The sequence below is a fragment of the Brevibacillus fortis genome, assembly GCF_046196545.1.
In the GTDB taxonomy this organism is placed as follows: Bacteria; Bacillota; Bacilli; order Brevibacillales; family Brevibacillaceae; genus Brevibacillus; species Brevibacillus fortis_A.
The window spans coordinates 5,353,735-5,377,826 of the sequence record NZ_CP176370.1 but is presented as its reverse complement, the minus strand read 5'-3'; the positions used below and the strand labels follow the sequence as shown (position 1 = coordinate 5,377,826).

Sequence of the window (24,092 nt, the reverse complement as noted above, 5' to 3'; positions counted from 1 at the left end):
GGGAATAAGCATGAGAACATTCGAAGGACATTTGGTTGGAACAGGTTTGCGTGTCGGGATTGTGGCAGGACGCTTTAACGAATTGATCGTAAGCAAGCTGGTCGGAGGGGCTCTCGATGCCCTGAAGCGTCATGGCGTAGAAGATGAGCAGGTAGACGTGGCTTGGGTACCGGGGGCATTTGAAATTCCGTTGATCGCTAAAAAAATGGCGGAATCCGGTCGCTATGATGCGGTTGTTACTTTGGGAGCTGTCATTCGTGGCTCCACTCCGCACTTCGACTATGTCTGCAATGAGACCGCAAAAGGAGTTGCGTCCCTATCTCTATCGACTGGGATTCCCGTTATTTTTGGTGTTTTGACGACAGACAATATCGAGCAAGCTATCGAGCGAGCAGGAACAAAAGCAGGCAATAAAGGCTGGGAAGCAGCAACGGCAGCGATAGAAATGGCTAATCTATCTAAACAGTTCGCCTAACCAATTCATAGGAATAACGAGTTTTAACGGGGGCTTCGGCTCCCGTTTTCTATTTTTTTGGATAAAATCACCACGGACAGGTCAAAGTAAGAAAGATTTTCCTGAAAAAAGGGGGGATCTAGCGTGAAGCCGACTGATTGGTGGAGAGCGCAAGTAGAGTCCATACAAGCAAAGCGGCGCATCGGTTCGGGTCAAGCGCGGCGAAGCGAACAAATTACACCGGATATGGTAAAACAATGCATGCAAAACGTGGATGACCTCAGCAGCTTGTCATTGAAGATGAATGACGAAGAGGTACACGTTTTTTTTCTCGATACGCTGGTGGATGTGTCCCAGATTTATGAGAATGTCTTTCTTCCGTTGCAGCGTTCCGATGGTAGAGATCCGATGCAGGTGCTTCCTTTCGCACAGGAATGTCTTCTTGACGATATGGAGACGTTGATGAGTAACTTGCTACGCGGTCATACCATCTTGTTTTTCCTGGAAAGGGATCTCATTCTGCATGTGAATACATTTCAGGTCCCGCATCGTTCCATTACGAAATCCGAGACAGAGGCGACCGTCCTTGGACCGCAAGACTCCTTTGTTGAAATGCTGGAGATCAATTTGTCTTTGATCCGGAGAAGACTGGCTACGCCCCATCTGAAAATATCGAGCTATACGATCGGCACCGAGGCGCAGAACAAGGTAGCTGTGATTTATTTGGACAATATCGCGAACGCGGAAAATGTGGAACGCGTGAAAAAACGGATCGACAACGTCATTTACCATGGATTTGTCGGGATGCCCGTCTTAAAGCAAATGCTGGAGGACAAGCCGTACTCTCCGTTCCCGCAGTTCGGCTTGACGGGTCGGCCAGACAATACGGTAGCAGCTTTGTTGGACGGCAGAATCGTGATCATGCTGAATGGCAGTCCGGATGCAGCCATCTGTCCAACTTCCTTTCTGGAGATGTTTAGCAGCCCCGAAGATTTTTACAATCGATGGTCAACGGCAAGCTTGCTGCGGATGATTCGCTTTTTTGGTTTATTTATCACCATTATGCTCACCTCCAGCTACGTCTCTGTCTTGACGTATCATCCGGAAATGCTTCCCCCCGCTTTACTGACGATTTTGTCTGAATCGCGCAGTCGGGTGCCTTTTCCGCCCGTGATCGAGGTGCTCATTATTGAGCTCGTCATCGAGATCCTGCGGGAAGCGGGGATACGCATGCCGACTAAAATCGGCCAGACAATCGGTATCGTTGGCGGTATCGTGATCGGGACAGCCTCTGTACAAGCGGGGTTAGCCAGTAATATCTTGATTGTCCTTGTTTCTGTATCAGCACTGCTTTCTTTTGTGCCACCCAATTTTTTGATGAGTAATGCGATTCGCCTCGTTCGCTATGGTTTTATCTTGATGGCAGGAGTATTGGGTATGTACGGCCAGATGCTGTCACTGGCGTTTTTGTTCGCACACTTGCTCAATCTGACTTCACTCGGCACGCCGTACATGGCCCCAGGTGTTCCGCGTCAATGGACCGATTTGATGAATAGTCTCCTACGTGCACCATTGAGGTTTATCGTCAATCGCAACCGCATGTCCCGGGCAAAGCAAAAGCATGTCCGGCCAGTTGGGGAGGACTAGGGAGATGGATAGAGGGAGAATTCACAGCCTGAATCCGATCCTGGTAATCGGATTGATTATGAATACGATGGTGGGGGTTAATTTACTTGGACTGGCTCATCATGCGAGCAAAATGGGCTACAGTCTGTGGTGGTCTCCGATTTTGCTGGGATGCATCGTCAGCTTAACGTTAATTCCGATGATGGCCTTGTGCCGTCGCTATCCAGAGGATAATCTTTTTCGGATTCACGAAAAGCTGTTGGGAAAATGGCTGGGACGCTGTTTCAATATCTTGATCATCGTCTACGCCATTCTGAATGTATCTACCGCCAATGAAGGATATGTCAGGCTGGTGCAAACCTCCATGCTGAGCAATCAGACAGCCACATTGCCGTTGCTCGGATTGACTTTGGTCATGGTCTACATTACAAATGGCGGTATCAAATTGATCGCGCGTTTTTGCCTGTTAACCTTCTTTTTTACGGGCTGGATGGTTTTTCTTTTGCAGTACGGATTTCAAAAGGGGGGAATCACGCATATTTTTCCTCTTTTTCATACAGATTGGCGAAGTATAGCTGAAACTGTGCACAATTCTTACGCGAGCATGCTTGGGTATGAATTGGTTCTGTTTTTTTACCCATATATCCAAGAGAAGAACAAGGCACACAAGCATGTGCTGATTGGGATATGGATCGTTGTTTTGCTATACGTCATGATCCTGATCACAAGCGTAGCTTATTTTTCCGAATGGCAAATGGACAATCTCATTTATCCCATTTTGAATTTGTTTAAGGCTGTAGAGCTGTCTTTTTTGGAGCGGATCGAAAATCTCGGGATTGGTCTCTGGGTCTTCCTCATTCTCAGCACGAGTACGGGATACTTGTGGGTTGCCCGTACCGGTCTTGAAGAAATGGCAGACAGGACGAGGTTGTGGCATCTGCTTTTACCGACAATCATTTCGTTTCTATTCATTGTGGGGCCATTATCTGTGGAAAAACAACGCTACATTTATGACAAGGTGACTGTTTATATCGCCTATGGATTGATCTTGTGGCCGATTTTTTTGTTATTGCTTCATTCCTTGAGGTTCGGTAGAGGAGAGCGGGTATCATGAAGAGGGCGAGCTGGTTCATTGCTACGGTTATCCTCTTGCTCAGCCTTTGCGGGTGTGGAGGCGAACTCGAACGGCCGGCACTGGAAGACATGGCCATGATTGGGGTGATGGGCTTCGATTATGTGGATCGTGAAAAGATAGATGTCACCGTATCCGTACCAGTTCCCTCCAAAAATAAGGAATCCACGCAGGTGTACGCGACTTATGCCTCGATGACGAGCGAGGCGATGCTGAATCTCGCGACAAAAGCAGAGAGGACTATGTCCCTCTCGCAATTGCGTGTGATATTGTTCAGTGAAGAATACGCCCGCAAAGTAGGGATCGGAAAAGTCATCCTTGATCTCTATCGCAATCCGATTGTAGGAGAAAATGTATACATTGCTGTCGTACAAGGAAAAGCGAAGGATGTCATCAAAGGAACCTATAACCACAGGCCGGAAATCAACACGTATTTGAACAACTTGCTCCGTCCGAGAGTGGAAACGGCCTTTTCGTCTTTTGCGACCATTCACGATTTTGTTTTTATGATGACCAGCAACACGATGGACCCCAATCTTCCTTATCTTATCCATAGTAACGGAGAAATTCAGATCATTAAGGCGGCCCTTTTTCGAGTAGACAGGATGATTGGATTTTATTCACAGCGAGAGGGGAAGCTGGTTCAGGGGTTTCTGGGAAGAGAACGCTTGCCGCGTATGAGCTTCGAGTTCCAGCACGAGACGAAGACGGGGAAGAAAAAACCAACGGAAAGGATCGTCTTCGATTTTGTGCGGGCAAAAACGAAAGTAAGAAGCAAAGGCAGCCTGAAAAAGCCTGTCATCGACATCAAGCTCCGGGTAAGAGGGATGTTGGTGGGTTATTCAGGAAGCAAGGATTTGGAGAAGCGGGCTCAATTTCGGACCATGGTTCAGGAGCTTGAGAAACGAATCAAAAAGGAAAGCGTGGATATGCTGGTACGTTTTCAAAAGCAAGGGGTTGACCCGGCGCAGCTAGAGGAGAGCATTCGCCAAAAATATGGTGGCAAATGGACACGCGAAACGGGTCTCGCCCTTTATAAAAAAGCGAAATTCAACGTCAAGGTTCATGTGGATATAGTCGGTTTTGGCACACTGAAATAAGGAACAACAGCATTCCGGTGTGTTAGAACAGACGCTTGAATTCGCGCCAGATCGCACCCAAAGTCCGGCGATTTACATTTTGGAGTTTGCCGTACAAGAGGTTCGTCAAACCGATGAAGGTGAGCTCCTGATCCTTCGTATACGGATACCAATTGAACTCACGCTTGCGTTTGCCCGGATCATGGATGACAGAGATGCTGTGCGTAAAGGCTTGCAATCCTGAAGGTCCGCGATAACGGCCGATGCCACTTTGTTTGACCCCGCCAAAAGGAAGATGGGGATTGGCGTAGCTGATAATGACGTCGTTGATGCAAACATTGCCGCTGTCGAGCTGACGAGCTATGCGATCCGCTTTTGTTTTATCAGCTGACCATACCGAGGCATTCAGCCCGTATGGTGAGCTGTTAGCCAGGCGGACAGCCTCCTCTTCGGTGGCAAAAGTCATGATGGGCAACACCGGACCAAAGGTCTCTTCCCGCATGATTTTCATGTCAGATGTCACGTTTGTGAGAATGGTCGGCGCGATATACATGCTGTCAGGGGAAGGGAGTCCTCCGGTGACTGCAGTCGCGCCCGCAGCCAGTGCTTCGTTCACATGCTCACGGACAATGCCGATTTGTTGGGAAGACGTCATCGAACCGACCTCGGCCTGATTCGGATAACTTTGGCGCAATGCTTTTGTCTTTTCGGTGACCAGCTTGAGAAATTCAGGATATACCTTTTCATGGACAAAAAGCCGTTCAACAGACATACATACTTGCCCGGAGTTCGTAAAAGCCCCCCACACCGCGCCATTTGCTGCCCGTTCCAGATGCGCATCTTCAAACACGATCATCGGGTCTTTGCCGCCCAGCTCCAGTTCTACCGGGATCAAATGCTGCGACGCTGCCGCCATAATTTTTTTGCCTGTCGCGACAGAGCCTGTGAAAAATATTTTATCTGGGCGCGCAGCTACCAGCGTCTGTCCAGCTTCGCGTCCCCCATGCAGGACGGTCACGACTCCATCCGGCATCGAAACAGCGGAAAACACCTCTTCAATGAGCAGTCCGGTAGAAGCAGTCACCTCGGAAGGTTTTAAAATAACGGTATTGCCTGCTACGAGGGCAGATAATACGGGAATGATGGCAAGCTGAAACGGATAATTCCACGGAGAGATGACCGCGACGACACCCATCGGCTTGTAGTGGATATACGATTTCTTCGGCCACAGTACGATAGAGGTTGGTACTGGCTGATCAGCCAGCATCTGATAAGCATGTTTTTCATAAAACCGGATTGTGTCGACAGTGACAAAAATTTCGGTCATGTACGCTTCCAATGTAACTTTTCCGGTAGCCTCACTGATTTTTCGGGCGATTTCTTCGCCGTGATCGACTAAATAGTGCCGCAACCGTGTCAAATAGTCCAGACGCTCGGCCAACGATGTAGTGGACCAAGCTGGAAAGGCGAGACGCGCACGTGCCATCGCGTCTTCTACTTGTTCTGGAGTCGCTTCCTGTAAAGAGCCAAGCAGCTCTCCAGTGGCGGGATTTTGCATGGACATGACTGCCATCATGATTCACCTCGATTCAGGAGATAAAGATTCAGAAGGGAAGAGTGCATGCATCAAATGCGCAAAGGCCTGTTCAAAACGGGCAATCGCTTCTTCCGGCTTCTGTAACTCATCGAGCAAAAATTGAAAAAGGAATCCGTCGATTGCGGAGTAAATGAGTGAGATTGCGGAGTCTTCGTCGATGGTCAATGAAGATTGTTCTTCGTGCTGCAATCGTACGAGCATACGAGAGATGAGCTGATGCAAACGGGATCGAATGACTTTTACCTGTTCACCAAACGCAGGAACGTACATGGCCTGTACCTGCAAGTCATACCAGAGCCGATGCAGCTTTCGATCCTCATGCAGACTCCGGCACAAGACACGGGCTAGAGCAGCTGACCATTCGCCAAATGGAGCTGCGAGCACTTCGCGTTCCAACTCCTCCATAAAACGTCCTTTGTAGCTAGAGATTACAGCGAGTAAAAGCTCTTCTTTGCTTGCAAAGTAATAATGCAGAATGCCAAGTGAGACACCAGATTCCTTGGCAATGTCGCGCAAGGAAACATGTGCATACCCTTTTTCAGCCAGACAAGCAGTCGCTTGCTCAATCAAAAATGCCCGTTTTGCTTCGGCTTTTTTCTGGGTAGTCACTTTCTCACCTCTTTTTTGGACGACTGTCCAGTTTTTATGTTTTTATTGTATTTTTACGGAAGATGTCTGTCAATAAAAAGAGCTACCCATAAAAAAAGAAGCGGCTTCATTGCCGCTTCTTTTGCCGCTCCCAGCGTCGTAAATACGGATAAGGATCAAATGACCAATCTGCGCCACCTGTTTCCCGATACATACCGTAGTGCAAATGGGGAGGGAATTTGCCTGAGGTACCAGGCTTCCCATAACCTGAGCTGCCGACATATCCGATGACTTCACCCGGCTCCACGATGTCACCCGGCTTCATGCCCTTTTTAAACGAGGACAGATGTGCGAAGTAATGGTACACATTGCCCATGTCACGCATCCCGATTCTCCACCCGCCATACCTGTTCCAGCCGAGTACCTCAATGACTCCGTATGCTGTGCTGAGTACAGGGGTGCCGTGACTCGCAAAAATATCGGTCCCCTCGTGGATACGACGCCCACCCCAGCCGCGCGGAGCGCCCCATGTACTGCGGTAGCTGTATTCGTACCTCGCGGGGATAGGAAAATGCCGCTCATCTAGGTCCAGATGTTGATACTTTGCATACACCTGAGCGAACTGCCTGATCGTCTTCACGGAACGATCCCGCTGGTAGTACGACCAGAGACCAATTTGCCAATCTTCGTGAGAGAAGCCGTATTGGGATAGGTAGCGTATGAAGGTAGTGAGTGCATCGAGATCGTTTTGCCGATCCGCAAGCCCATCGCCATCCCCGTCCATCCCAATTCCGTCAAAAAACTGGATGGATACCGGATTGGTATCCTCCGCATCAGGATTTAACGCACCTGCCCAACGATCGCTTGGAATGTCCACGGCTGTTAACCGCGAGACGTTTTCTTGCTCCTGCTTCTTCCTGCGTATTTTCATGGTTCGCTCGTATTGATCAATGGCTGCTAAATAATTCCATGGAATTCCGTACATTGATTCCAAGCGCAAAAAAAGCTGCAAGCGCTTTTGAAGAACCGGGTCTTGCTCATTGGCGGACGGAGCGATTCCGGCGACGGATTCTAATGGCGAAATAGCTGCAACCACGCACAAGCTGATCTGAATGATTAGGCGGAAAACTCGCATGCCGTCTCCCTCCAGCCTCGTAGTCTTTTGTTGTAGTTTCTGCCAGTTGGAGTGGATTATCCAAGATACTTTTGGAAAGCTTTTTGTCGAGGAAAGTTTTGTAAATTTGCGGTAAAAGAGGCAGGAGCACAACGTACAGTCAAAGAATTGAAATCAGGAGGAGTGTATTCCTTAAAAATCGTCATGAGGAGGCTGTGTGATGAGCAAAAAAGTGTTGATTGTAACAGGCGACGCTGTAGAGGCACTGGAGGTTTTCTATCCGTATTACCGCTGCTTGGAAGAAGGGTATGAAACGGTCATTGCAGCACCCAGCGTGAAAACCCTGCACACCGTTTGCCATGATTTCGAAGCACACAGTGAAACTTACACAGAAAAGCCAGCTTATCAGCTTCCCGCCCATGTTGCATTCTCAGACATTAATCCTGAGGCGTTTGACGCCTTGATTATTCCGGGTGGACGAGCACCTGAGCATATCAGGCTCAATGAGCACTTGAAGCCGATTGTGGCACATTTTTTCGAGACGAACAAGCCAGTCGCAGTCATCTGCCATGGTTCCCAAGTATTGACCATCGTTCGCGAACACTTAGCCGGCCGTGAAATCACAGCTTACCAAGCATGCAGACCCGATGTAGAAGCGTGCGGAGCGATCTACCAAACAGAAACACTCCATGTCGATGGCAATCTTGTTTCCGGACATGCATGGCCAGACTTGCCAGGCTTCATGCGTGAATTCCTCCATTTGCTCAAGTAAAAACCAAATCCTTCAAACTTCCGTCATTGCTGGCGGAAGTTTTTTCGTTCTGACAGATGCTTTTCATCCAGCCTTTTCCTCTGTATCATAAAGGGAAAGTATGTTCGTCTGTTTCATGTGAGGAGTGGAATTGATCGTGTTGTCATTTATTCATACAGCGGATGTCCATCTGGATGCGCCGCTTCAAATGTTGGGGGAGCGTTACGAGCTGCGTCAGGATGATTTTCGTCAAACGATGAAAAGAATCCGTGACCTCGTTCGGGAAAAGGAAGCAGACTTCTGGCTCATTGCCGGAGATTTGTTGGAATACCACGGGGGAAGACGATCAACTGCGATGTTTTTACGTGATCTTTTTGCCAGCATCGCACCAATCCCTGTCGTAATCGCACCTGGCAATCATGACCCGTGGCGAGCGGATTCGTTTTATCAAACATTGGAATGGCCAGGGAACGTCTACTGGTTTACACCCGAGTGGGGTGTGTATGAATTCCCCGAAAAGTCGTGTGTGATCTACGGCTGGGGCTTCGGGCAGCCACATGTATACGAGTCGCCACTCGAGACGTTTCCAGGCAAATTGGAAGGATATGCCCATCATCTGATGGTTCTGCATGCCAGTGTGCTTTCCAATTCAGGAGACGAAGAGCATCATCCGTATGCGCCTGTAACCTTGCAGCAGCTCGTACAGACTGACATGGACTATGTTGCGATGGGACATATTCACAAGCCAGAGCAATTCATGCATCCCGTCAAAAAACAACCGTTCGCAGCTTATCCCGGCTCTCCAGAAGGATTGACGAGCAAGGAAGCAGGAGAACGAAATGTTTTGTATGGAGAGCTGGATCATGATGGCAGATTGCAGCTCGCGGCGATTCCTGTCCAGTCACGCAAAATTAGAAAGCTGGAGATCAAAGGGAATGGAGTCGAAACGACTGAGCAGCTCATTGATCAGATGGAGCAGCAGCTCGCAGAGGAAAAGGATTCTGATATGATGTACATCACGCTGACAGGAGAACGTGCTGGGCATTTTCAGCCTCCATTGACCGTGCTTCAACAGCGATTTTCTCGGTTTTTTCTGCTGCAGCTGACAGACCGGACCTGGCCTGATGTGGATGAGGACAAGCTGATCGCAGAGGGTGGCGTCTGGGGGAGATGGCTTTCTAAGCTGGCAGAGGCGGAGTCCCGTGCACAAAATGAGGACGAGCGAGAAATCGTCAGGTTAGCCAAGCAAGAGGCTTTGGCGCGGATTGGAGGGACCATTCGATGAAAATGGAGGAGCTAGTGCTAGGGAGCTTTGGAAAATGGCAGGATGCTACCTTTCGTTTTGCTCCAGGCATCAATCTGTTTTATGCCCCCAATGAGTCAGGAAAATCAACCATCCTACAAGGCATTTTCGCTGCCTTGTATGGAATGAAGCGCGATTACGTCAAATCGGCTCGATACTTGCCTGAATATGAAAAATACCGTCCGTGGCAGAATGGCTCGTATGAAACGATCATTACGTACCAATTAGCGGGTAAAATCTATCGCCTGCATCGTCAGTTGACGAAGGAGCGGGAGGAGGCGCGCCTCTTTTTGGACCCTGAATGGACGGAGTTGACTGAGCTTTATTTGGAAGACAGGCGCAAGGAACGGAATTTTATCGAAAAGCATACGGGCCTTACACGCAGTCTATTTACGGATTTGACATGGATCAGGAGGGAACCACTTCAGGCGGCTGAGCATTTGATTCCGACTTTTACGACTGCGGAAGAAGCCAATCCGGCTGTCCAACAAATTTTGACCGAGCTGGATCGGGAGGTTGCGGTCATCGGCAAAAAAGAACGGGCCGAAAATACACTTTTGGGAAAAGCCGCAACGAAGGTGGCGCAAAAAGAACAGGAGAAGGAAAACGCAAAAGCAGCGTGGCGAACGATCAGCCAACTGACGCTGCAAATAGCGGAAGCCACAGAAGAATGTCAGCAATTAGAATTGCGGCGCAGCCGATTGCAGCAGCGTCTGGATCGCTCAACCGGACACGCGAAAGCGTTGCAGGAAGGCTGGCAACGAAGCCATGCTCCTGTCAGTCAACAAGACTGGGCGTGGTGGGAGCAAACAGCTCGCTCTGAAGCCGAGTTGGCTATTCACGAGGAGGCAAGACGTGGTCTCACTCAGGTAAACATGTCGACGGTTGCCGTACAACAGAGTGATGACCAGCTCATACCCTTACAGCAGGATTATGAAAAAGGCGCACAATTGCTCAAACAGCGAGAAGTATTACATATTCGTTTGGCGACATTGGCTGTATCCGCCCTTTCTACAAGTCCGCGAAGTACAGCATCACGCAGCAACCGCCAAGGCAATCACGCGAAAAGGAAGCGGGGAGCTGCACTCATGTGGGGCGGCGCAGGGATACTGTCTGTTCTCGGGTTAATCGGCTTTGCGAGTGGACATCCCCTTGTGGGAGGAATTTCTGTGACTGCCGCTTTGTTGCTGTTCGGCTTTGGGGTTTTCTTGCTGCGAGTAAAAGGGAGTAAGGGCGGAGCTAAACAAACAGCAGATAATGATACAGTACAGGAAAGTCAAAGGGTACAAGAAGAGATCGCTTCACTCGATGCTGAACTCGCTGCACTCGTTCAGAGATGGGGGGCGAGTAATTGGGATACATTTTTGGAAAGACGGGAAGAGCTACTGAAAAGCACACGAAAGCAACAATCTGAGCAGCTTCTATCGGAGATGGCGAAAACGAAGCAGGAGGCCGATCTGTCTGCAAGCTGGGGGGAGGCACTTCGGACCTTGCTTGAACAGGAAAAAAACGCGCTTGAGATCGAGCAAGGCAAATTGCGCATCGAGATGGTGGAGATTGAGGAGAGACTGCAGGAGCTGCGGGAACAAATGGCCAGAGGAAATGGGGAGATGGCAGTTCACGAGAGCCTGTCATTATCTCGCGCGACGGATGAGCTGGAGGAAGCACAGGCAGCACTTCGTCAGTTGCAAAATAAGCGAGATGCCCTCCAGTTGGCTCGGGAAATGCTCCAGGAGGCAGTAGGGGAATGGCGGCGGGATAGCACCCCTGCTGTGAATCAGCAGGCTTCGGAGATCATCGCGCATATTACAGGGGGAGCGTATCGGGATGTCAGACTCGATCCCCGTGACGGATTTGCCGTCCGTTTGCTGGAACCGACCAAACAAATGGTGCTCGAACAGGATCAATGTTCCACGGGGACTATCGATCAGCTATACCTTGCCCAGCGTTTGGCATTGGTGCATCATGCTAAGCAGTCGGAGCCATTGCCGCTGTTTTTCGATGATCATTTTGTCCATTACGATGAAGAGCGCCTGCGTCGAACGCTTGATTATGTAGCGATGCTGGCACAAGAACAGCAAGTGTTTCTTTTCACCTGTCATGAACGAGAGCTGCGCATGCTTGCGCCATTGCTTCGTCAAGGGAACCGTCATGCCGTGCATCGAATCGGGTAATTGTTTCCGGGGGAGGAAAGAGGTTGCCCCTCCGAAATCCAACCTCTATAATGGAGATTGTTATTGTCTTGTACCATGATGTCACATGAGGAGTGAGCCCTATGACGCAACGCAAGCCGGAGTGGCTCAAGATCAACCTTGTTTCAGGATCAGAACTAGCCAGCTTTAAAGAGCTTAAGCAAACCATGCGCACGAAGACGCTACATACCGTTTGTGAAGAAGCAAAATGCCCCAACATTCATGAATGCTGGGCAAGCGGTACAGCAACTTTCATGATTTTGGGTGATATATGTACCCGTGCCTGTCGGTTTTGTGCAGTAAAAACTGGACTACCGACGGAGCTGGATACAGCTGAACCAGAACGTGTAGCAGAAGCAGCAGAACAAATGCGTTTGAAGCATGTCGTTGTTACTTCCGTTGCTCGTGATGATTTGGCAGATGGAGGCGCACAGATTTTTGCCGATACGATTCGTGCAATTCGTCGTCGACTGCCGTTTGCCTCCGTAGAAGTATTGATTCCCGATTTTATGGGGAACTGGGATGCGTTAAAAGTGGTCATGGACGCAAAGCCTGACGTATTAAATCACAACATTGAGGCAGTTCGCCGAATGTCAGATCGTGTACGGGCAAGAGCCAAATACGATCGGACGCTGGAACTGTTGAAAAAGGCGAAGGAATTCCAGCCGAGCATTCCGACCAAGTCCAGTCTGATGATTGGTGTAGGCGAGACGATGGAGGAAATCATCGAAACGATGGATGATCTGCGTTCTGTCGACGTCAACATCATGACGATTGGTCAGTATTTGCAACCGACTAAGAAGCATTTGAAGGTAGAAAAGTTCTACCATCCAGATGAATTCGCTCGCTTGAAGGATGAAGGCATGAAGCGTGGCTTTAGTCACGTGGAGTCAGGGCCATTAGTGCGCAGCTCGTATCATGCTCATGAGCAGGCGAGTGCTGCGAAGGAAACGATTGCGAAAGAATCCATGCCGAAAGCGCAATAATAAGTAACCCCCTCAGCCGCCCTACACGAGCGGAAAAGAGGGGGTTTTTCAAATACATGGGGGAGAGGGCTTTAGCGACCGGTTGTACCTGTATGAGCTTTGTGAGTCGTCTTCATAGGCTGGGGTGTTCCACCCATACGCTTGACTAGCGTATCAATGCTATTCGCATCTTCTGTACGCGCTGTACTCACATTGCTGGAGCGGCTGGCGACACGAGCGATTTCCTGGATATCATTTGGATTATCGGTTACATACACTCTGTAATAGCGTGGTGATACCGATTCTGCATTCATTTTTGCCTGTTTTTTCGCTGTACGTGCATCTGCTCCTTGTGTGTTCAGCCCCACAAAAATTTCTCGATCCGTTACCAAGACGGTAGACCGTTGAACGCCAGGGCAGCTCGCAGTGACATTCCCGACAGCCTGTGCCAATGTGTTACGATCTACATAGACGTTGGTTACACCGGCGGTTCGCATATGCTGACGGTCAGTCTGTGCATAGCCCATTCGCTGCATTCCGGTTTGCATGACACCTGCACCGCCACGGTTCCAGGCCTGATTTTGATAAATGGACTGGTTCATACCTGCTGGCGTGTTGTTAGTACCCATCGTGCCCATCCCTGCTTTATGATCCGTAAAGGCATTATACGGTCTCATACCGCTCGTGAAGGCGTTGTAGTTGTTGACATTTGCTCGTGGATAGGTACCATTTGGGAACATGCCATTGTTGATTCCATCGTTGTTGGTAAGCCCCATTCCATTCCGGGCCTGACCACCGCCAAAATTGTTGGAACGTACACCGTTATTGTTGTCGGCATTGAACCAGTCAAAGTTATTCAAGCCCATGCCATCGTAGTTACGGACGTGCATTCCATCAAAGTTTCTGGTGTACGGTGCGGCTTGATTCGTCATCGTCCTGTTTGGATGCGTGTAATTGGGTGCTGCGTTGTTGTTACAACCAGAAGCCAAGAGCACAATACCTGCAATTGCAGAATACAACCATGTCTTTTTCAATGGTAACACCCCCTACACGATAGAATGTCCAAAGGCACACGGCAGTTATCGTGGGAATTTTAGCTCATGTTGCGTGAAATATGATAAGATGGACATAGTATACATGCGTAAGGAGGAAGCGAGTTTGATTCGCACGCAAGCCGGTACTTATGAAGTCATGGAAGTAAATCGAGACGGCTGGAACCTTGAAGCGTTCAAGGAGCGCTATAGCGACATCCTCGACAAGTACGATTATATTGTAGGGGACTGGGGCTATGGTCAACTTCGTCTTCGTGGGTTTTATACTGACGCTAATCGCAAAGTACCGTTCGAGCAGCGGATCGCCGCTTTGGATGAGTACCTGCATGAGTTCTGCAATTTTGGTTGTCCGTACTTCGTTTTGCGCAAGGTAAAAGCAAACGTCGGCAACGGTGACGACCAAAGCGGGCAAGACGAAGCTGCCTTTGATGTCATCATTGATATTCGTCATGACATTCCGCGTGAAGAGGGTGGCTCTTCGCCCTATGTAGAACGAAAAGAACGCAGACGCTATCACCCGCGTCAAAATAAACAGGATCGCCAGAACAATGCTGGTGCTGAACGCAATGGAGCAGGGAGAAACGAACGCGGGGAGAAGCCAAAGTTTCAAAAGGATCGACCCGATAAAAACGGCAAGGATGCCAACTCGCGAGAGCGCCGTCCCAATCAATTGAAACCCAATCGCGAACGAGATAAAGTCCCAACAGGACCAAATACACCAAAGCGTGATTCCTAAAAACGAATCAGAATAACCGAAGCATAAAAAGAGCCCTGTATGTCAGGGCTCTTTTCGTTTTTCGATCTAATAACCGCCGCCAAAACCACCAGGGGTTCAAAAACCACCGGGTCCACCGAAACCGCCGGGTCCACCGAAACCACCGGGTCCACCAAAACCACCGGGTCCACCGAAACCACCGGGTCCACCGAAACCGGGTCCCCAACCAGGCCAACCCCATGTGGGCCAATAACCAGGCCAGCAAGTACTGCATCCCCACCAAGGATATGGCTGTGGGACGACAACGACCTCAGGACCGCGTCTTCTCCGGAAAAAGACTGGATGTGCCTGATCTTCTGGAATGTATTGATAATCCTGGTCTGCTGAGTAATAAGGTGACTGGTCATATTGTGCAGGAACAAATTGGTTTTGAGCGTATTCGTTTTGAGCATATTGAGTTTGATCGTATTGGTTTTGGTCGTATGAGCTTTGGTCGTATGAGCTTTGGTCGTATGGATAAGGTTGCATGTTGCGATTCGCACTCCTCTCGGTATCTGTCTGTGCATCTGTGCAGTAGCAGTATACGAGGCATTCGCCTGTAAGGAGCATTGTCCAGCAGGAAATGGGCGGGGGCTACAAATAAAAAAAGGAAGAGCCCGCAATCGCTCTTCCTTTGGTGAATTAAATAGCTGCTTCCAAAAATGCTTTCAATTCTTCTGCTTCACGCTCGTTCAAGTTGAACGCGAATTCCAGATAGCCTTCTTCTTCCAGATCATCATGTCCAATAATAGCGGAGCGGCCATTTTGAATGTTGATGACAATCGCCTTCCCATAAAAACGGGTAGTCGTCGTAATCGCGAGGTCAAAGCGGGTAGCTTCGCCCGTGAAGCTGACAAAGCGCGTTCGAGTATCCTCAGCTTCGTCGTACAAGTAGAACAAATCATTTGCCATATAGGTGTCCCTCTACTTCCATAAAAGATTTGGTTTGTGTTCGGTATTGTGTACAGCGCGGACAAAGCGAATGGTTTTGGTTTTGGCACGCATGACGATTGAATGAGTTTCCACCATATCATCACCGAGATAGCGCACGCCTTGCAACAGCTCTCCATCAGAGACGCCTGTTGCCGCAAAAATGGCGTCATCCCCTTTGACGAGATCGTTCAGCGTCAAGAGCTGCTCCGGATTGTCGAGCCCCATTTTGATGCAGCGCTCACGCTCGATGTCGTTTTGCGGCTTGAGCTGGGCTTGCATGTCGCCACCCAGGCACTTGATCGCCGCGGCACTGATCACGCCCTCTGGGGCACCACCAATACCTAAGAACAGGTCAATTCCTGTATGCGGCAGACAAGCAGCAATCGCAGCACCCACATCGCCATCTCCAAAAAGCTTCACTCGCGCACCCTTTTCACGAATGGCGTCAATAATCGCCTGGTGGCGGTCGCGTTCCTGAATAATGACCGTCACATCTTGCACGCGCTTGTTGTTTGCTTTTGCTACAACCTCTATCATTTTATCCACAGGATCGTAAAGGTTGATTTGTCCGGCAGCACGTTTGCCGACGGCCATTTTCATCATGTACATGTCTGGTGCATGCAACAGTGTTCCACGGTCGCCGATGGCGATGACAGACATGGCATTGTTGTGACCCTTGGCGACAATCGTCGTTCCTTCTAGCGGATCAACCGCCACATCTACCTCAGGCCCGCCTGCTTCCGAGTTACCGAGCTTTTCACCGATATAGAGCATGGGGGCCTCATCCAGTTCACCTTCGCCAATGACGACGGTACCCCTCATGTTGATCGTATCAAACATGGCGCGCATGGCGCTGGTCGCTGCTCCATCTGCTTCATTCTTTTTCCCGCGTCCCATCCAGTGAGAAGAGGCGAGTGCAGCCATTTCCGTTACCCGCACAATTTCCAGAGCCAATTCGCGTTCCACAGTGTGTTCCTCCCCTTATGCTTGCCGGCAAAAATTCACCCCATCATTGTATCATAAAGTGATACGGGATTCGTGACAGGTCGTACAAATTTGGTATACTGAGGGATGAAAAGAGGTGAAACCGGTGAGCAATTCCTATTTGCAGGAAGGGGAATTGGTGCTTCTCGTCCTGGTGCTAACATTTGTGTTTACCGTTTACTACTCAAAACGCAAATCAAAAAAGCGAAAGTAAGGAGAAATATATGTACGACGTGAATACAAAACGAATCGACCAAGTATTGGAACATATGTCTCGTATGCTTGATCTGTTGGACAAGCTCAGCGAACGAGGAGCCAAAGCGGTTTTGGCAGATGAAGTAGCTGTTGCAGCGATGGAGCGAGCCCTGCACTTGTCTATCGAAGGAATAGTGGATGTCGGAAACGCGTTGATCGACGGATTCATTATGCGAGATCCAGGAAGCTACAGCGACATCGTGGAAATTTTGCGGGATGAGCAAGTCATCACGGATGAACAGGCTTTGATCCTGACACGTGTAACTGATTTCCGCAAGCATCTGGTCATTGATTATACAAGTGTGCCGGTCACTGAGATGTACAGCCTGGTAGAAGAAGCTGCGGGTACCATTCGTCAGTTTGAGCCACAGGTGAGAGCTTTCCTGAAAAAAGAACTGTTTTAAAAAATGTTTTCAATCCAACACCAACGTAGCGGATATTTTATACAAAAGACTTTCGTTTGTTTACTAAAACGTCTTCATCCACTACAATAGGGGGAAAGGACGGTGATACGTATGACAAACGAAGGAACGTCCACTCGTGATCAAATCCTGCACATGCTCAAGGTCAAAGGTTCACTCCCTGTCAGCGACATGGCCGTCGATCTAGGGATTACTGAAATGGCGGTACGACGTCATTTGAACACCCTGGAGAGAGATAATTTGATCAAGTCTACGCTTGTTCGCCAAGCGATGGGACGCCCAACGAATGTTTATTCATTGTCGCAGGAAGCAGATGAACTGTTCCCGCGCAATTATTCTCATTTGACATTAGATTTTTTACAAGACATAAAGGAAATCGACGGTTTGTCCAAAATAGAAATGCTATTTAGACGCCGCGAGAATCGCTTGGAGGAGACTTATCGCTCCCACATGCAAGGTGACTTGGAAAATCGTGTAGCCAAGCTAGCCGAGCTGCAAAACGATAAAGGCTACATGGTGGAATGGGAAAAGGACGAAAATGGAGACGGCTATCGGATTCAGGAGTTCAATTGCCCAATCTCGCAAGTAGCTCGTGAATTCAACCAAGCGTGTAGCTGTGAGCTCTCCTTGTTCCGTCGGGTCTTGAACGCCAATGTCGAGCAAACCACATGCATGGCAAAAGGCGGAGACAAATGCGTGTTTCACATCAAGGAAGCGAAATAAAGTTGCTATAACGAAAGTCCACTCGAATCGGGTGGATTTTTTTCTTTTGTTTACAAGATTTCCTTGATGACATTTCCTTATCGTTCCTTATAAGAACGATGCAGGCACAGGATTCGGTTAGGGTCCTGTGCCTTTTTTTCTATAAGCAGGCGGGCATTAAGTACCTTTTTGCTCCATTCTAGCAATCTTAATGTTGTTTTAACGTTTTCTTTATGTTGGACATCTACTATTTATGGTGTAAAAAACAACAAAACACACAGGAAAACAACAGAAAGCCGGAATGATATCGGGATACTAATTGGTGAATCGGATGGGCGTCGTTACGAAAAACAAATGAGGAGAGATCCGTAATGAAAAAAATGGTATCAGGTATAGCTGCTTCTGCCATCTTGTTGGGTGGAATCCTGCCAGTCGTTGATTCCGCACATGCAAGTGACAAATTTTCTGGGAAAAAGATGACGATGACATTTGACGTGATCAGTGACATCCAAGGAGACCTCCGAGATTTTGATCACGTTTTGCAAGACATCGATAAGGAAAATCCAAAGTCCGAAGCACTGATCATTAACGGCGATATTACTCCTCGCGGCTACGATTTTGAATATCAAGCCGTTCAAGATGTGCTCGATAAAAATCCTCACCCTGAAAACGTTTGGTACAGCATCGGTAATCATGAGTTTTATGTGCCGAAGTGGAAGAATCCCCAAACGCTTGCACAAAGTTCATGGCCAAACGGCACAACGGAAGAAGAGTTGTTCGATAACTTTTACCAATTCAGCGGAGAAGACAAAGTTTATCACCAAAAAGAAATCAAAGGATATCCCTTCCTTTTCCTCGGCACAGAAAAGTACATGAAATACCACGATCCAAAATTGTGGGATGAAGTATACATGAGCGACGAGCAACTGGATTGGCTGAAAGATAATCTGAAGCATTACAGCAAGAAGGACAAGAATAAGCCCATTTTTGTATTCTCCCACCATGTGCTCCCGGATAGTATCTCCGGCTCCAGACAAAATCCATACTTGAACGATTACCTTAATGTGGACGAGCTCCTTGACATCTTGAAAGACTATCCGCAAGTTGTTTTCTTCACGAGCCACACCCATTGGGATCTGAACCTGCCGGACTGGGCAGGCAAAAAGAAAGTCAAAGGCGGAGACAAACGCGGCTTTACTGTCGTAAACACGGCTGGCATTGAAACGGGATGGATGTCAGCCGGTCCAGACGGGGGCGAAAAAGTCACGCCGGATGGAGGGGATTTCAAGCAAGGGCTGCGCTTGCAAGTGTACGGTAATGATGTCGTCATCCAAGCGTATGACTACCAACACGACAAAGTAATTAAAAAGCTCGGTATCCGTAATGGAAAAATCGAGCAGTTGCCGCCGGATGTACAGGCAGATGATGATAATAATGAGCTTGTCAACGCGACGCAATACATGGAGTACGCAGTTGGCAAGCAAAAAAACTGGCAGGATTTTGATCCCGAAAATCCACCGACATTTGCAGGAAACCAGGTCGTGTTTGTTCGTCATAAAGGGGAAATGAACCTGGAAGACGGCAAGCCAATTATGGTCAAATTCAAAAAATAACGGGACTGACGGCTGGACAGAATCGTGGCAATGCGAGGAAGAGCCGACTAGACAAAAAGCAGGAAGCGGTGGAAGGCCGTTTCCTGTTTTTTTGCGATAGAAAGGACGAAGGTTTACACTAAGAGGGGAGAGCTAACCGGCTTAGAAAACAGATGGGAGATGGAACAACGTGAAACAATATAAAGGCTATTTGCTTGATCTAGATGGAACGATTTATCGGGGAAAAGAAGCGATTCCGGGAGCCGCAGCATTCATCACCCACTTAAAAACTCATCAAATTCCATTTTTGTTCCTGACCAACAATTCTTCAGCCTCTGCACAGCATGTGGCAGAACGGCTGGTAGCAATGGGTATAGAGGCACAGGCACGGGACGTGTATACCACGAGCATGGCGACCGCTACCTATTTGCGAGAACAGGCACCAGCGGGTACACGCGTCTACGTGATTGGAGAAGCGGGCTTGCATGATCAGCTGACGGATGCAGGCTATGTGATTACAGAAGAAGATCCGGCTTATGTCATTGTCGGGATTGATCGTGCTTTTACGTATGAAAAGCTGACGATCGCCGCACGCGCTATCCGTGCAGGAGCAACTTTTATCGCTACCAATGCAGATGCAGCCCTGCCGACGGATGCTGGTCTGTTCCCCGGCAATGGTTCACTGGTGGCAGCCGTCTCCGTTGCCTCCGCGACCAAACCTATCGTGATTGGCAAACCAGAGTCCATCATCGTCCGTTACGCTCTGAATCAGCTTGGTACTGCTGCGGCTGACACGCTGATCGTCGGGGACAATTTATTTACTGACATTGAGGCAGGTGCCAACAGCGGCTTGGACAGCTTGCTCGTTTTGACTGGCTATTCCACGCGCGAAGAAGCAGATCAGCATCATGTTGCGCCTACCCATATTGCGGAAGATTTGCCGGAATGGCAGCAACGAATCTCGCTATGATTCTGCGCATTCTTCCTGCTGCTTCTGGCGGTGGGCAATGCGGCTGGAGGCGGCCGCTGCGACCGCACCGACGAGATCGTCCAAAAAAGTATGGACACCAAAACGCTTGTCGTTGAGATCGGCGAGCTTGCCGTGTTTCAGTTTGTCTACATAACCGAAGTTGGTGAATCCGATGCTCCCGTACAGGTTGACGATTGCGAGGGCAAGTACCTCGTCTATGCCGTATAGCGGTTCGTCTGATTCAATAATTGCCTGGAGCGGGGGCAGCAGCTGCTTTTGTTCTGCGAGGATGTCGAGCTGAATCCCGGTCAGCAGCGCGTTTTGGACCTCACGTTTTTTCAAGACGGACGCCACACTGTCCAGACACAAGTCCAAAGTGATGTCCGGGATGTATTGTGACTGCAGGAACATGACAATTTCAGCAATGTCGTTCAAACTGACTCCTCGTTTTTCCAAAAGCTCAATAACGAAGTCCAGACAGCTCTCGCTATTTAATGGATGCTCAATCATGCTTGTGGTTCCTCCTTTTTAACGTGTGTGTTCAAATAGTCGACTTTTCAGCACCCAGAAAGTCGGCATGAATGCATCTAGTATCTGCATACAAATAGGCACCTATCCCGATCTACCGACATACAATGCCAGAAGAGCAGTATGCAAGGAGGGTGAACAACTGTATGGAAGAAAAAGAGCTTCTTCAGGAGAAGTACGGTTTTGAACTCCAGGGATATCGTACGACGGGGGCCAGCAAGGTACTGGAAACGGATCGAGGCCTTTACTACATGTTCGAGGCGCCAGCCGGATATAAATACAAGAGCAAGTTTATTGAGAAAGTAAAAAAGCATTTGAGTCAACAGCAAAGCATTCGCTTGTTAAAGCTAGTGAACACAACAAGCGGGCAGGCTCACATCGTTGATGATGAGCAGCTTTACTATTTATACAGAGGCGTGCGGGAAGCGGTTCCTGACGACCCATATTATGCCAGTGGCCAATCGCTCGCACAGTTCCATCTGGCCACGAGTGATTTTTCATCTGACAAGATGTTTATCCCTTATAGCTCTCTTGGCAACTGGCCGAGCATGTGGCGAAAAAAGCTACGGAATTTTAATGAGTACCGGGATGAGATGGATGAGGATCATGTAGAGCTCGCGCCAATGGATGAATATTTGTTAACCTGCTTCACCTACATTACTCAGCTCGGTGAATTGTCCGTTCAATATTTGTTGGATGCCGGATACGATAAAGTCGTGAAGGAAACAGCTAGTCTCGGGAAAGTAGCCTACCAAAATTTTGATCAAGGGTATATGCTATGGAAAGAGAAGGATGTACGTCTAATGGCAGGTGAATGGAACTGGGTTCTTGATATGCGCACTCGTGATGTAGGGCAGTGGATCAAAGCCGAGACAAAGCGAAACGGCTGGAATGAAGAGGCTGTGACCAGCTTTCTCGACGGCTACAACAGCGTCTCTGTGCTGAAGCCAGCTGAATATGCCGTGATTTATGCGCTCATGATCTACCCAGGCAGGTTTTTGAAACTCGTAGAGACCTATATGGAGTTGCCGGTAGAAGAGCGCCAGGAAGTCAACATCCAAGCATGGCAAACGCAGTTGGAAGACGAGCTAACCAAAATGGAAGACGCACTTCGAAAGTACCCCGTATTCATTGCACAGCGTTATGACGTATCCATTCCACAAATTGATTGGTTGTGGAGGAAAAAAGATGATCAAGCAACAAGTTTTCGTTACGAGGAAACTCAATCCTGAAGTGATCGCGATGCTTGAAAAAGTAGCCGTGGTCGAGCAATGGACAAAAAATGCGCCGATCCCGCGTGAATTGTTGCTGGAAAAGATTAAACATGTAGATGCCGTCTTGACCATGCTGACAGAACGCGTGGATGAGGAATTTTTGGCGTGTACAAAACGACTCCGAATCGTGGCGAACATGGCGGTCGGTTACGACAATATTGATTTGGAAGCGTGCAGACGGCACGAGGTGATCGTAACCAATACGCCAGATGTACTGACAGAGTCCACAGCCGATTTGGCTTTCGCTTTATTGATGGCAACAGGCCGCCGATTGACGGAAGCCAATCGATTTTTATTGCAGGGGGAATGGACATCGTGGAGTCCGACCCTCATGGCTGGACAAAATGTATATGGTTCGACACTGGGGATTATCGGGATGGGGAGAATTGGGGAAGCTGTGGCGAGACGCGCCAAAGGATTTGGCATGCGAATCTTGTATCACAACCGGAATCTCAAACCGCAGGCTGAGCAAGAGACAGGAGCACGGTATGCTGATTTGGCAGAGCTTCTGCAAGAGTCCGATTACGTCGTTTTGCTTACACCGCTGACAGAGGACACACGCATGTTGATGGGGGAAAAACAATTTTCGCTCATGAAAGAAACCGCTGTGTTTATCAATGTTTCTCGTGGTGGGACAGTCGATGAGTCCGCCCTGTATCAAGCGTTGGTAGATAAAAAAATTTGGGCGGCAGGCCTGGACGTTTTTGCGGTCGAGCCTGTCCCGATGGATAACCCGCTCTTGCAACTGCCGAATGTCGTAGCATTGCCGCATATAGGTAGTGCGACTGTGCAAACGAGGGCGGAGATGGCGAGGCTGGCTGCTGCTAACATCGTAGCTGTACTAAGTGGGAGGGAACCTCTGACTGCGGTATGAACACATACTTTGTATTAATCATAGGACTCTTATTGCTACTCTTGATTGCAGCAGTAGCCGTGTCGTTTCACGTAACCTGGCGCTTGACACATCCCGTACGAAAGCTGGTTAACACGGACCCTCGAGATTTTGGGATTGAACAGGTGGAATCCATCGTTTTTTCGAGCAGGGAAACGACTATTTCGTTGGCTGGATGGTACTTGTCAGCTGAAAAAAATGGGAAAGTCTCCAATGGTCGTACAGTCGTCTTTGCCCATGGGTATAGCCAAAACAGATTAGAACCGCATCTTCCCGCTCTGTCACTAGCGGCAAGGCTTGTTCATGCCGGTTTTGACGTGCTGATGTTTGACTTTCGAAATGCGGGTGAGTCCAGCGACGCGCTGACTACGATTGGTCTTCGGGAGCAGCAGGATTTGCGGGGGGCCATTGATTTTGCGGCAGCCAAGAAGCCGGAACACACACTGGGTCTCGTCGGGTTTTCCATGGGGGCGGCAACCTCCTTGATGGTGGGAGGAGTGGATGAACGCATCACGGCGATTGTAGCGGATTCTCCATTCTATTCCTTGCGTGAATACTTGGTTGAGAACTTACCGCAGTGGACGGGCCTACCTCGCTTTCCATTCAACTGGCTCATCCTTACCTTGTGTCCTATATTGCTAGGAGCTAATCCGCGTGACGTCAACCCGTATCAGGCAGTCAAGCAAGCGAATAAACCGATTCTTTTTATACACGGGACAGGCGATACGACGATCCCCATGGTGAACAGCGAACGACTATTTGAGCTGACGCAAGACAAAGATTCCGAGATTTGGATCGTACCGCGAGCGGGTCACGTCCGCAGTTATCCGTTAGTTCCAGAGGAATACGAGAAGCGCGTCGTTGCTTTTTTGGAAAAAGGAATGGGGAAGGGAAAATGAAAAAAGCAGCTACGCGGTTGCTGTAGCTGCTTTC

At 49.0% G+C, this 24,092-nt stretch carries 24 protein-coding genes; 16 read left to right on the top strand and 8 right to left on the bottom strand.

What is annotated here, in order from left to right; translation table 11 throughout:
- The first annotated feature begins 10 nt into the window (after positions 1-10).
- The 4 genes from ribE (at position 11) to ACKKE8_RS26130 (ending at position 4,312) form a co-directional block, all read left to right on the top strand.
- Entirely contained in the window at positions 11-475 is a 465-nt protein-coding gene (gene ribE / locus ACKKE8_RS26145; protein ID WP_015893048.1) for a 6,7-dimethyl-8-ribityllumazine synthase, read from the top strand.
- Between the two features lie 123 nt (positions 476-598).
- On the top strand, positions 599-2,101 hold the full coding sequence (locus ACKKE8_RS26140; RefSeq protein ID WP_409175584.1) for a spore germination protein: 1,503 nt from the start codon (positions 599-601) through the stop codon (positions 2,099-2,101).
- Positions 2,102-2,105: 4 nt separating this feature from the next.
- A complete protein-coding gene (locus tag ACKKE8_RS26135) occupies positions 2,106-3,194 on the top strand; it encodes a GerAB/ArcD/ProY family transporter (RefSeq protein ID WP_409175583.1) in 1,089 nt (362 codons plus the stop codon).
- Positions 3,191-4,312, top strand: a complete 1,122-nt coding sequence (locus tag ACKKE8_RS26130) for a Ger(x)C family spore germination protein (RefSeq protein ID WP_409175582.1) — start codon at positions 3,191-3,193, stop codon at positions 4,310-4,312. The genes ACKKE8_RS26135 and ACKKE8_RS26130 overlap by 4 nt, the downstream gene beginning before the upstream one ends.
- A gap of 22 nt (positions 4,313-4,334) precedes the next feature.
- Here ACKKE8_RS26130 and ACKKE8_RS26125 read toward each other — a convergent pair whose 3' ends face one another.
- From ACKKE8_RS26125 to ACKKE8_RS26115, 3 genes are all read right to left on the bottom strand, one after another.
- The gene (locus ACKKE8_RS26125) at positions 4,335-5,867 is read right to left on the bottom strand and encodes an aldehyde dehydrogenase family protein (protein ID WP_409175581.1); all 1,533 of its coding nucleotides are present in this window, start codon (positions 5,865-5,867) and stop codon (positions 4,335-4,337) included.
- Between the two features lie 3 nt (positions 5,868-5,870).
- A complete protein-coding gene (locus ACKKE8_RS26120; RefSeq protein ID WP_409175580.1) occupies positions 5,871-6,497 on the bottom strand; it encodes a TetR/AcrR family transcriptional regulator in 627 nt (208 codons plus the stop codon).
- 106 nt (positions 6,498-6,603) lie between these two features.
- The gene (locus ACKKE8_RS26115) at positions 6,604-7,611 is read right to left on the bottom strand and encodes a M23 family metallopeptidase (RefSeq protein WP_409175579.1); all 1,008 of its coding nucleotides are present in this window, start codon (positions 7,609-7,611) and stop codon (positions 6,604-6,606) included.
- A gap of 199 nt (positions 7,612-7,810) precedes the next feature.
- On the opposite strand from ACKKE8_RS26115, the gene ACKKE8_RS26110 reads away from it, so the two are divergent.
- The 4 genes from ACKKE8_RS26110 to lipA all read left to right on the top strand — a co-directional run bounded on the left by ACKKE8_RS26110 (position 7,811) and on the right by lipA (position 12,822).
- Entirely contained in the window at positions 7,811-8,362 is a 552-nt protein-coding gene (locus ACKKE8_RS26110) for a DJ-1/PfpI family protein (protein ID WP_409175578.1), read from the top strand.
- A 136-nt stretch (positions 8,363-8,498) separates the two neighbouring features.
- Positions 8,499-9,626 carry an exonuclease SbcCD subunit D gene (locus ACKKE8_RS26105; protein WP_409175577.1) on the top strand — a complete coding sequence of 376 codons (1,128 nt, stop codon included), beginning with the start codon at positions 8,499-8,501 and terminating at the stop codon, positions 9,624-9,626.
- The gene (locus tag ACKKE8_RS26100; protein WP_409175576.1) at positions 9,623-11,818 is read left to right on the top strand and encodes an ATP-binding protein; all 2,196 of its coding nucleotides are present in this window, start codon (positions 9,623-9,625) and stop codon (positions 11,816-11,818) included. The genes ACKKE8_RS26105 and ACKKE8_RS26100 overlap by 4 nt, the downstream gene beginning before the upstream one ends.
- 101 nt (positions 11,819-11,919) lie before the next feature.
- A complete protein-coding gene (lipA, locus tag ACKKE8_RS26095) occupies positions 11,920-12,822 on the top strand; it encodes a lipoyl synthase (protein WP_047073014.1) in 903 nt (300 codons plus the stop codon).
- Positions 12,823-12,893: 71 nt separating this feature from the next.
- Here the strand turns inward: lipA and ACKKE8_RS26090 are convergent, their stop codons facing one another.
- Positions 12,894-13,844: a YhcN/YlaJ family sporulation lipoprotein gene (locus tag ACKKE8_RS26090; protein ID WP_409175575.1), complete on the bottom strand. Its 951-nt coding sequence runs from the start codon at positions 13,842-13,844 to the stop codon at positions 12,894-12,896.
- Between the two features lie 79 nt (positions 13,845-13,923).
- Between ACKKE8_RS26090 and ACKKE8_RS26085 the strand changes: the two genes are divergently transcribed.
- Positions 13,924-14,589, top strand: coding sequence for a YutD family protein (locus ACKKE8_RS26085; RefSeq protein ID WP_409175574.1), 666 nt, complete (start codon positions 13,924-13,926; stop codon positions 14,587-14,589).
- Here ACKKE8_RS26085 and ACKKE8_RS26080 read toward each other — a convergent pair.
- From ACKKE8_RS26080 to glpX, 3 genes are all read right to left on the bottom strand, one after another.
- On the bottom strand, positions 14,586-15,110 hold the full coding sequence (locus ACKKE8_RS26080) for a hypothetical protein (RefSeq protein ID WP_409175573.1): 525 nt from the start codon (positions 15,108-15,110) through the stop codon (positions 14,586-14,588). The genes ACKKE8_RS26085 and ACKKE8_RS26080 overlap by 4 nt on opposite strands.
- A gap of 139 nt (positions 15,111-15,249) precedes the next feature.
- Positions 15,250-15,519, bottom strand: coding sequence for a DUF3055 domain-containing protein (locus ACKKE8_RS26075; protein WP_088909252.1), 270 nt, complete (start codon positions 15,517-15,519; stop codon positions 15,250-15,252).
- Between the two features lie 12 nt (positions 15,520-15,531).
- Positions 15,532-16,506, bottom strand: a complete 975-nt coding sequence (gene glpX, locus ACKKE8_RS26070; RefSeq protein WP_409175572.1) for a class II fructose-bisphosphatase — start codon at positions 16,504-16,506, stop codon at positions 15,532-15,534.
- Positions 16,507-16,748: 242 nt separating this feature from the next.
- Between glpX and ACKKE8_RS26065 the strand changes: the two genes are divergently transcribed.
- The 4 genes from ACKKE8_RS26065 to ACKKE8_RS26050 all read left to right on the top strand — a co-directional run bounded on the left by ACKKE8_RS26065 (position 16,749) and on the right by ACKKE8_RS26050 (position 20,465).
- Entirely contained in the window at positions 16,749-17,183 is a 435-nt protein-coding gene (locus ACKKE8_RS26065; protein WP_409175571.1) for a DUF86 domain-containing protein, read from the top strand.
- A 111-nt stretch (positions 17,184-17,294) separates the two neighbouring features.
- Positions 17,295-17,924, top strand: coding sequence for a helix-turn-helix transcriptional regulator (locus ACKKE8_RS26060; RefSeq protein ID WP_409179200.1), 630 nt, complete (start codon positions 17,295-17,297; stop codon positions 17,922-17,924).
- 350 nt (positions 17,925-18,274) lie between these two features.
- Entirely contained in the window at positions 18,275-19,516 is a 1,242-nt protein-coding gene (locus ACKKE8_RS26055; RefSeq protein ID WP_409175570.1) for a DUF4073 domain-containing protein, read from the top strand.
- Positions 19,517-19,685: 169 nt separating this feature from the next.
- Entirely contained in the window at positions 19,686-20,465 is a 780-nt protein-coding gene (locus ACKKE8_RS26050) for a TIGR01457 family HAD-type hydrolase (protein ID WP_409175569.1), read from the top strand.
- Here the strand turns inward: ACKKE8_RS26050 and ACKKE8_RS26045 are convergent.
- On the bottom strand, positions 20,460-20,975 hold the full coding sequence (locus ACKKE8_RS26045) for a phosphatidylglycerophosphatase A (protein ID WP_409175568.1): 516 nt from the start codon (positions 20,973-20,975) through the stop codon (positions 20,460-20,462). The genes ACKKE8_RS26050 and ACKKE8_RS26045 overlap by 6 nt on opposite strands.
- A gap of 164 nt (positions 20,976-21,139) precedes the next feature.
- Here ACKKE8_RS26045 and ACKKE8_RS26040 point away from each other — a divergent pair, with 164 nt between their 5' ends.
- From ACKKE8_RS26040 to ACKKE8_RS26030, 3 genes are read left to right on the top strand one after another with little or no spacing between them, the layout of a single operon-like run.
- Entirely contained in the window at positions 21,140-22,225 is a 1,086-nt protein-coding gene (locus ACKKE8_RS26040) for a hypothetical protein (RefSeq protein WP_409175567.1), read from the top strand.
- Entirely contained in the window at positions 22,182-23,141 is a 960-nt protein-coding gene (locus ACKKE8_RS26035; protein ID WP_409175566.1) for a 2-hydroxyacid dehydrogenase, read from the top strand. Before ACKKE8_RS26040 ends, ACKKE8_RS26035 begins: the two co-directional genes overlap by 44 nt.
- Positions 23,138-24,058 (top strand): alpha/beta hydrolase, encoded by a 921-nt coding sequence (locus ACKKE8_RS26030; RefSeq protein WP_409175565.1) that lies wholly within the window; start codon positions 23,138-23,140, stop codon positions 24,056-24,058. Before ACKKE8_RS26035 ends, ACKKE8_RS26030 begins: the two co-directional genes overlap by 4 nt.
- The last annotated feature ends 34 nt before the right edge of the window (positions 24,059-24,092 follow it).

Bases quoted from the DNA above. Each gene is read 5' to 3' on its own strand.
- ribE (WP_015893048.1), top strand. From the start codon at position 11: ATGAGAACATTCGAAGGACATTTGGTTGGAACAGGTTTGCGTGTCGGG.
- ACKKE8_RS26110 (WP_409175578.1), top strand. From the start codon at position 7,811: ATGAGCAAAAAAGTGTTGATTGTAACAGGCGACGCTGTAGAGGCACTG.
- ACKKE8_RS26045 (WP_409175568.1), bottom strand. From the start codon at position 20,975: ATGATTGAGCATCCATTAAATAGCGAGAGCTGTCTGGACTTCGTTATT.
- ACKKE8_RS26135 (WP_409175583.1), top strand. From the start codon at position 2,106: ATGGATAGAGGGAGAATTCACAGCCTGAATCCGATCCTGGTAATCGGA.
- ACKKE8_RS26125 (WP_409175581.1), bottom strand. From the start codon at position 5,867: ATGATGGCAGTCATGTCCATGCAAAATCCCGCCACTGGAGAGCTGCTT.
- ACKKE8_RS26060 (WP_409179200.1), top strand. From the start codon at position 17,295: ATGACAAACGAAGGAACGTCCACTCGTGATCAAATCCTGCACATGCTC.
- lipA (WP_047073014.1), top strand. From the start codon at position 11,920: ATGACGCAACGCAAGCCGGAGTGGCTCAAGATCAACCTTGTTTCAGGA.
- ACKKE8_RS26115 (WP_409175579.1), bottom strand. From the start codon at position 7,611: ATGCGAGTTTTCCGCCTAATCATTCAGATCAGCTTGTGCGTGGTTGCA.
- ACKKE8_RS26075 (WP_088909252.1), bottom strand. From the start codon at position 15,519: ATGGCAAATGATTTGTTCTACTTGTACGACGAAGCTGAGGATACTCGA.
- ACKKE8_RS26040 (WP_409175567.1), top strand. From the start codon at position 21,140: ATGGAAGAAAAAGAGCTTCTTCAGGAGAAGTACGGTTTTGAACTCCAG.
- ACKKE8_RS26100 (WP_409175576.1), top strand. From the start codon at position 9,623: ATGAAAATGGAGGAGCTAGTGCTAGGGAGCTTTGGAAAATGGCAGGAT.
- ACKKE8_RS26030 (WP_409175565.1), top strand. From the start codon at position 23,138: ATGAACACATACTTTGTATTAATCATAGGACTCTTATTGCTACTCTTG.
- ACKKE8_RS26065 (WP_409175571.1), top strand. From the start codon at position 16,749: ATGTACGACGTGAATACAAAACGAATCGACCAAGTATTGGAACATATG.
- ACKKE8_RS26130 (WP_409175582.1), top strand. From the start codon at position 3,191: ATGAAGAGGGCGAGCTGGTTCATTGCTACGGTTATCCTCTTGCTCAGC.
- ACKKE8_RS26055 (WP_409175570.1), top strand. From the start codon at position 18,275: ATGAAAAAAATGGTATCAGGTATAGCTGCTTCTGCCATCTTGTTGGGT.
- ACKKE8_RS26085 (WP_409175574.1), top strand. From the start codon at position 13,924: ATGGACATAGTATACATGCGTAAGGAGGAAGCGAGTTTGATTCGCACG.
- ACKKE8_RS26035 (WP_409175566.1), top strand. From the start codon at position 22,182: ATGATCAAGCAACAAGTTTTCGTTACGAGGAAACTCAATCCTGAAGTG.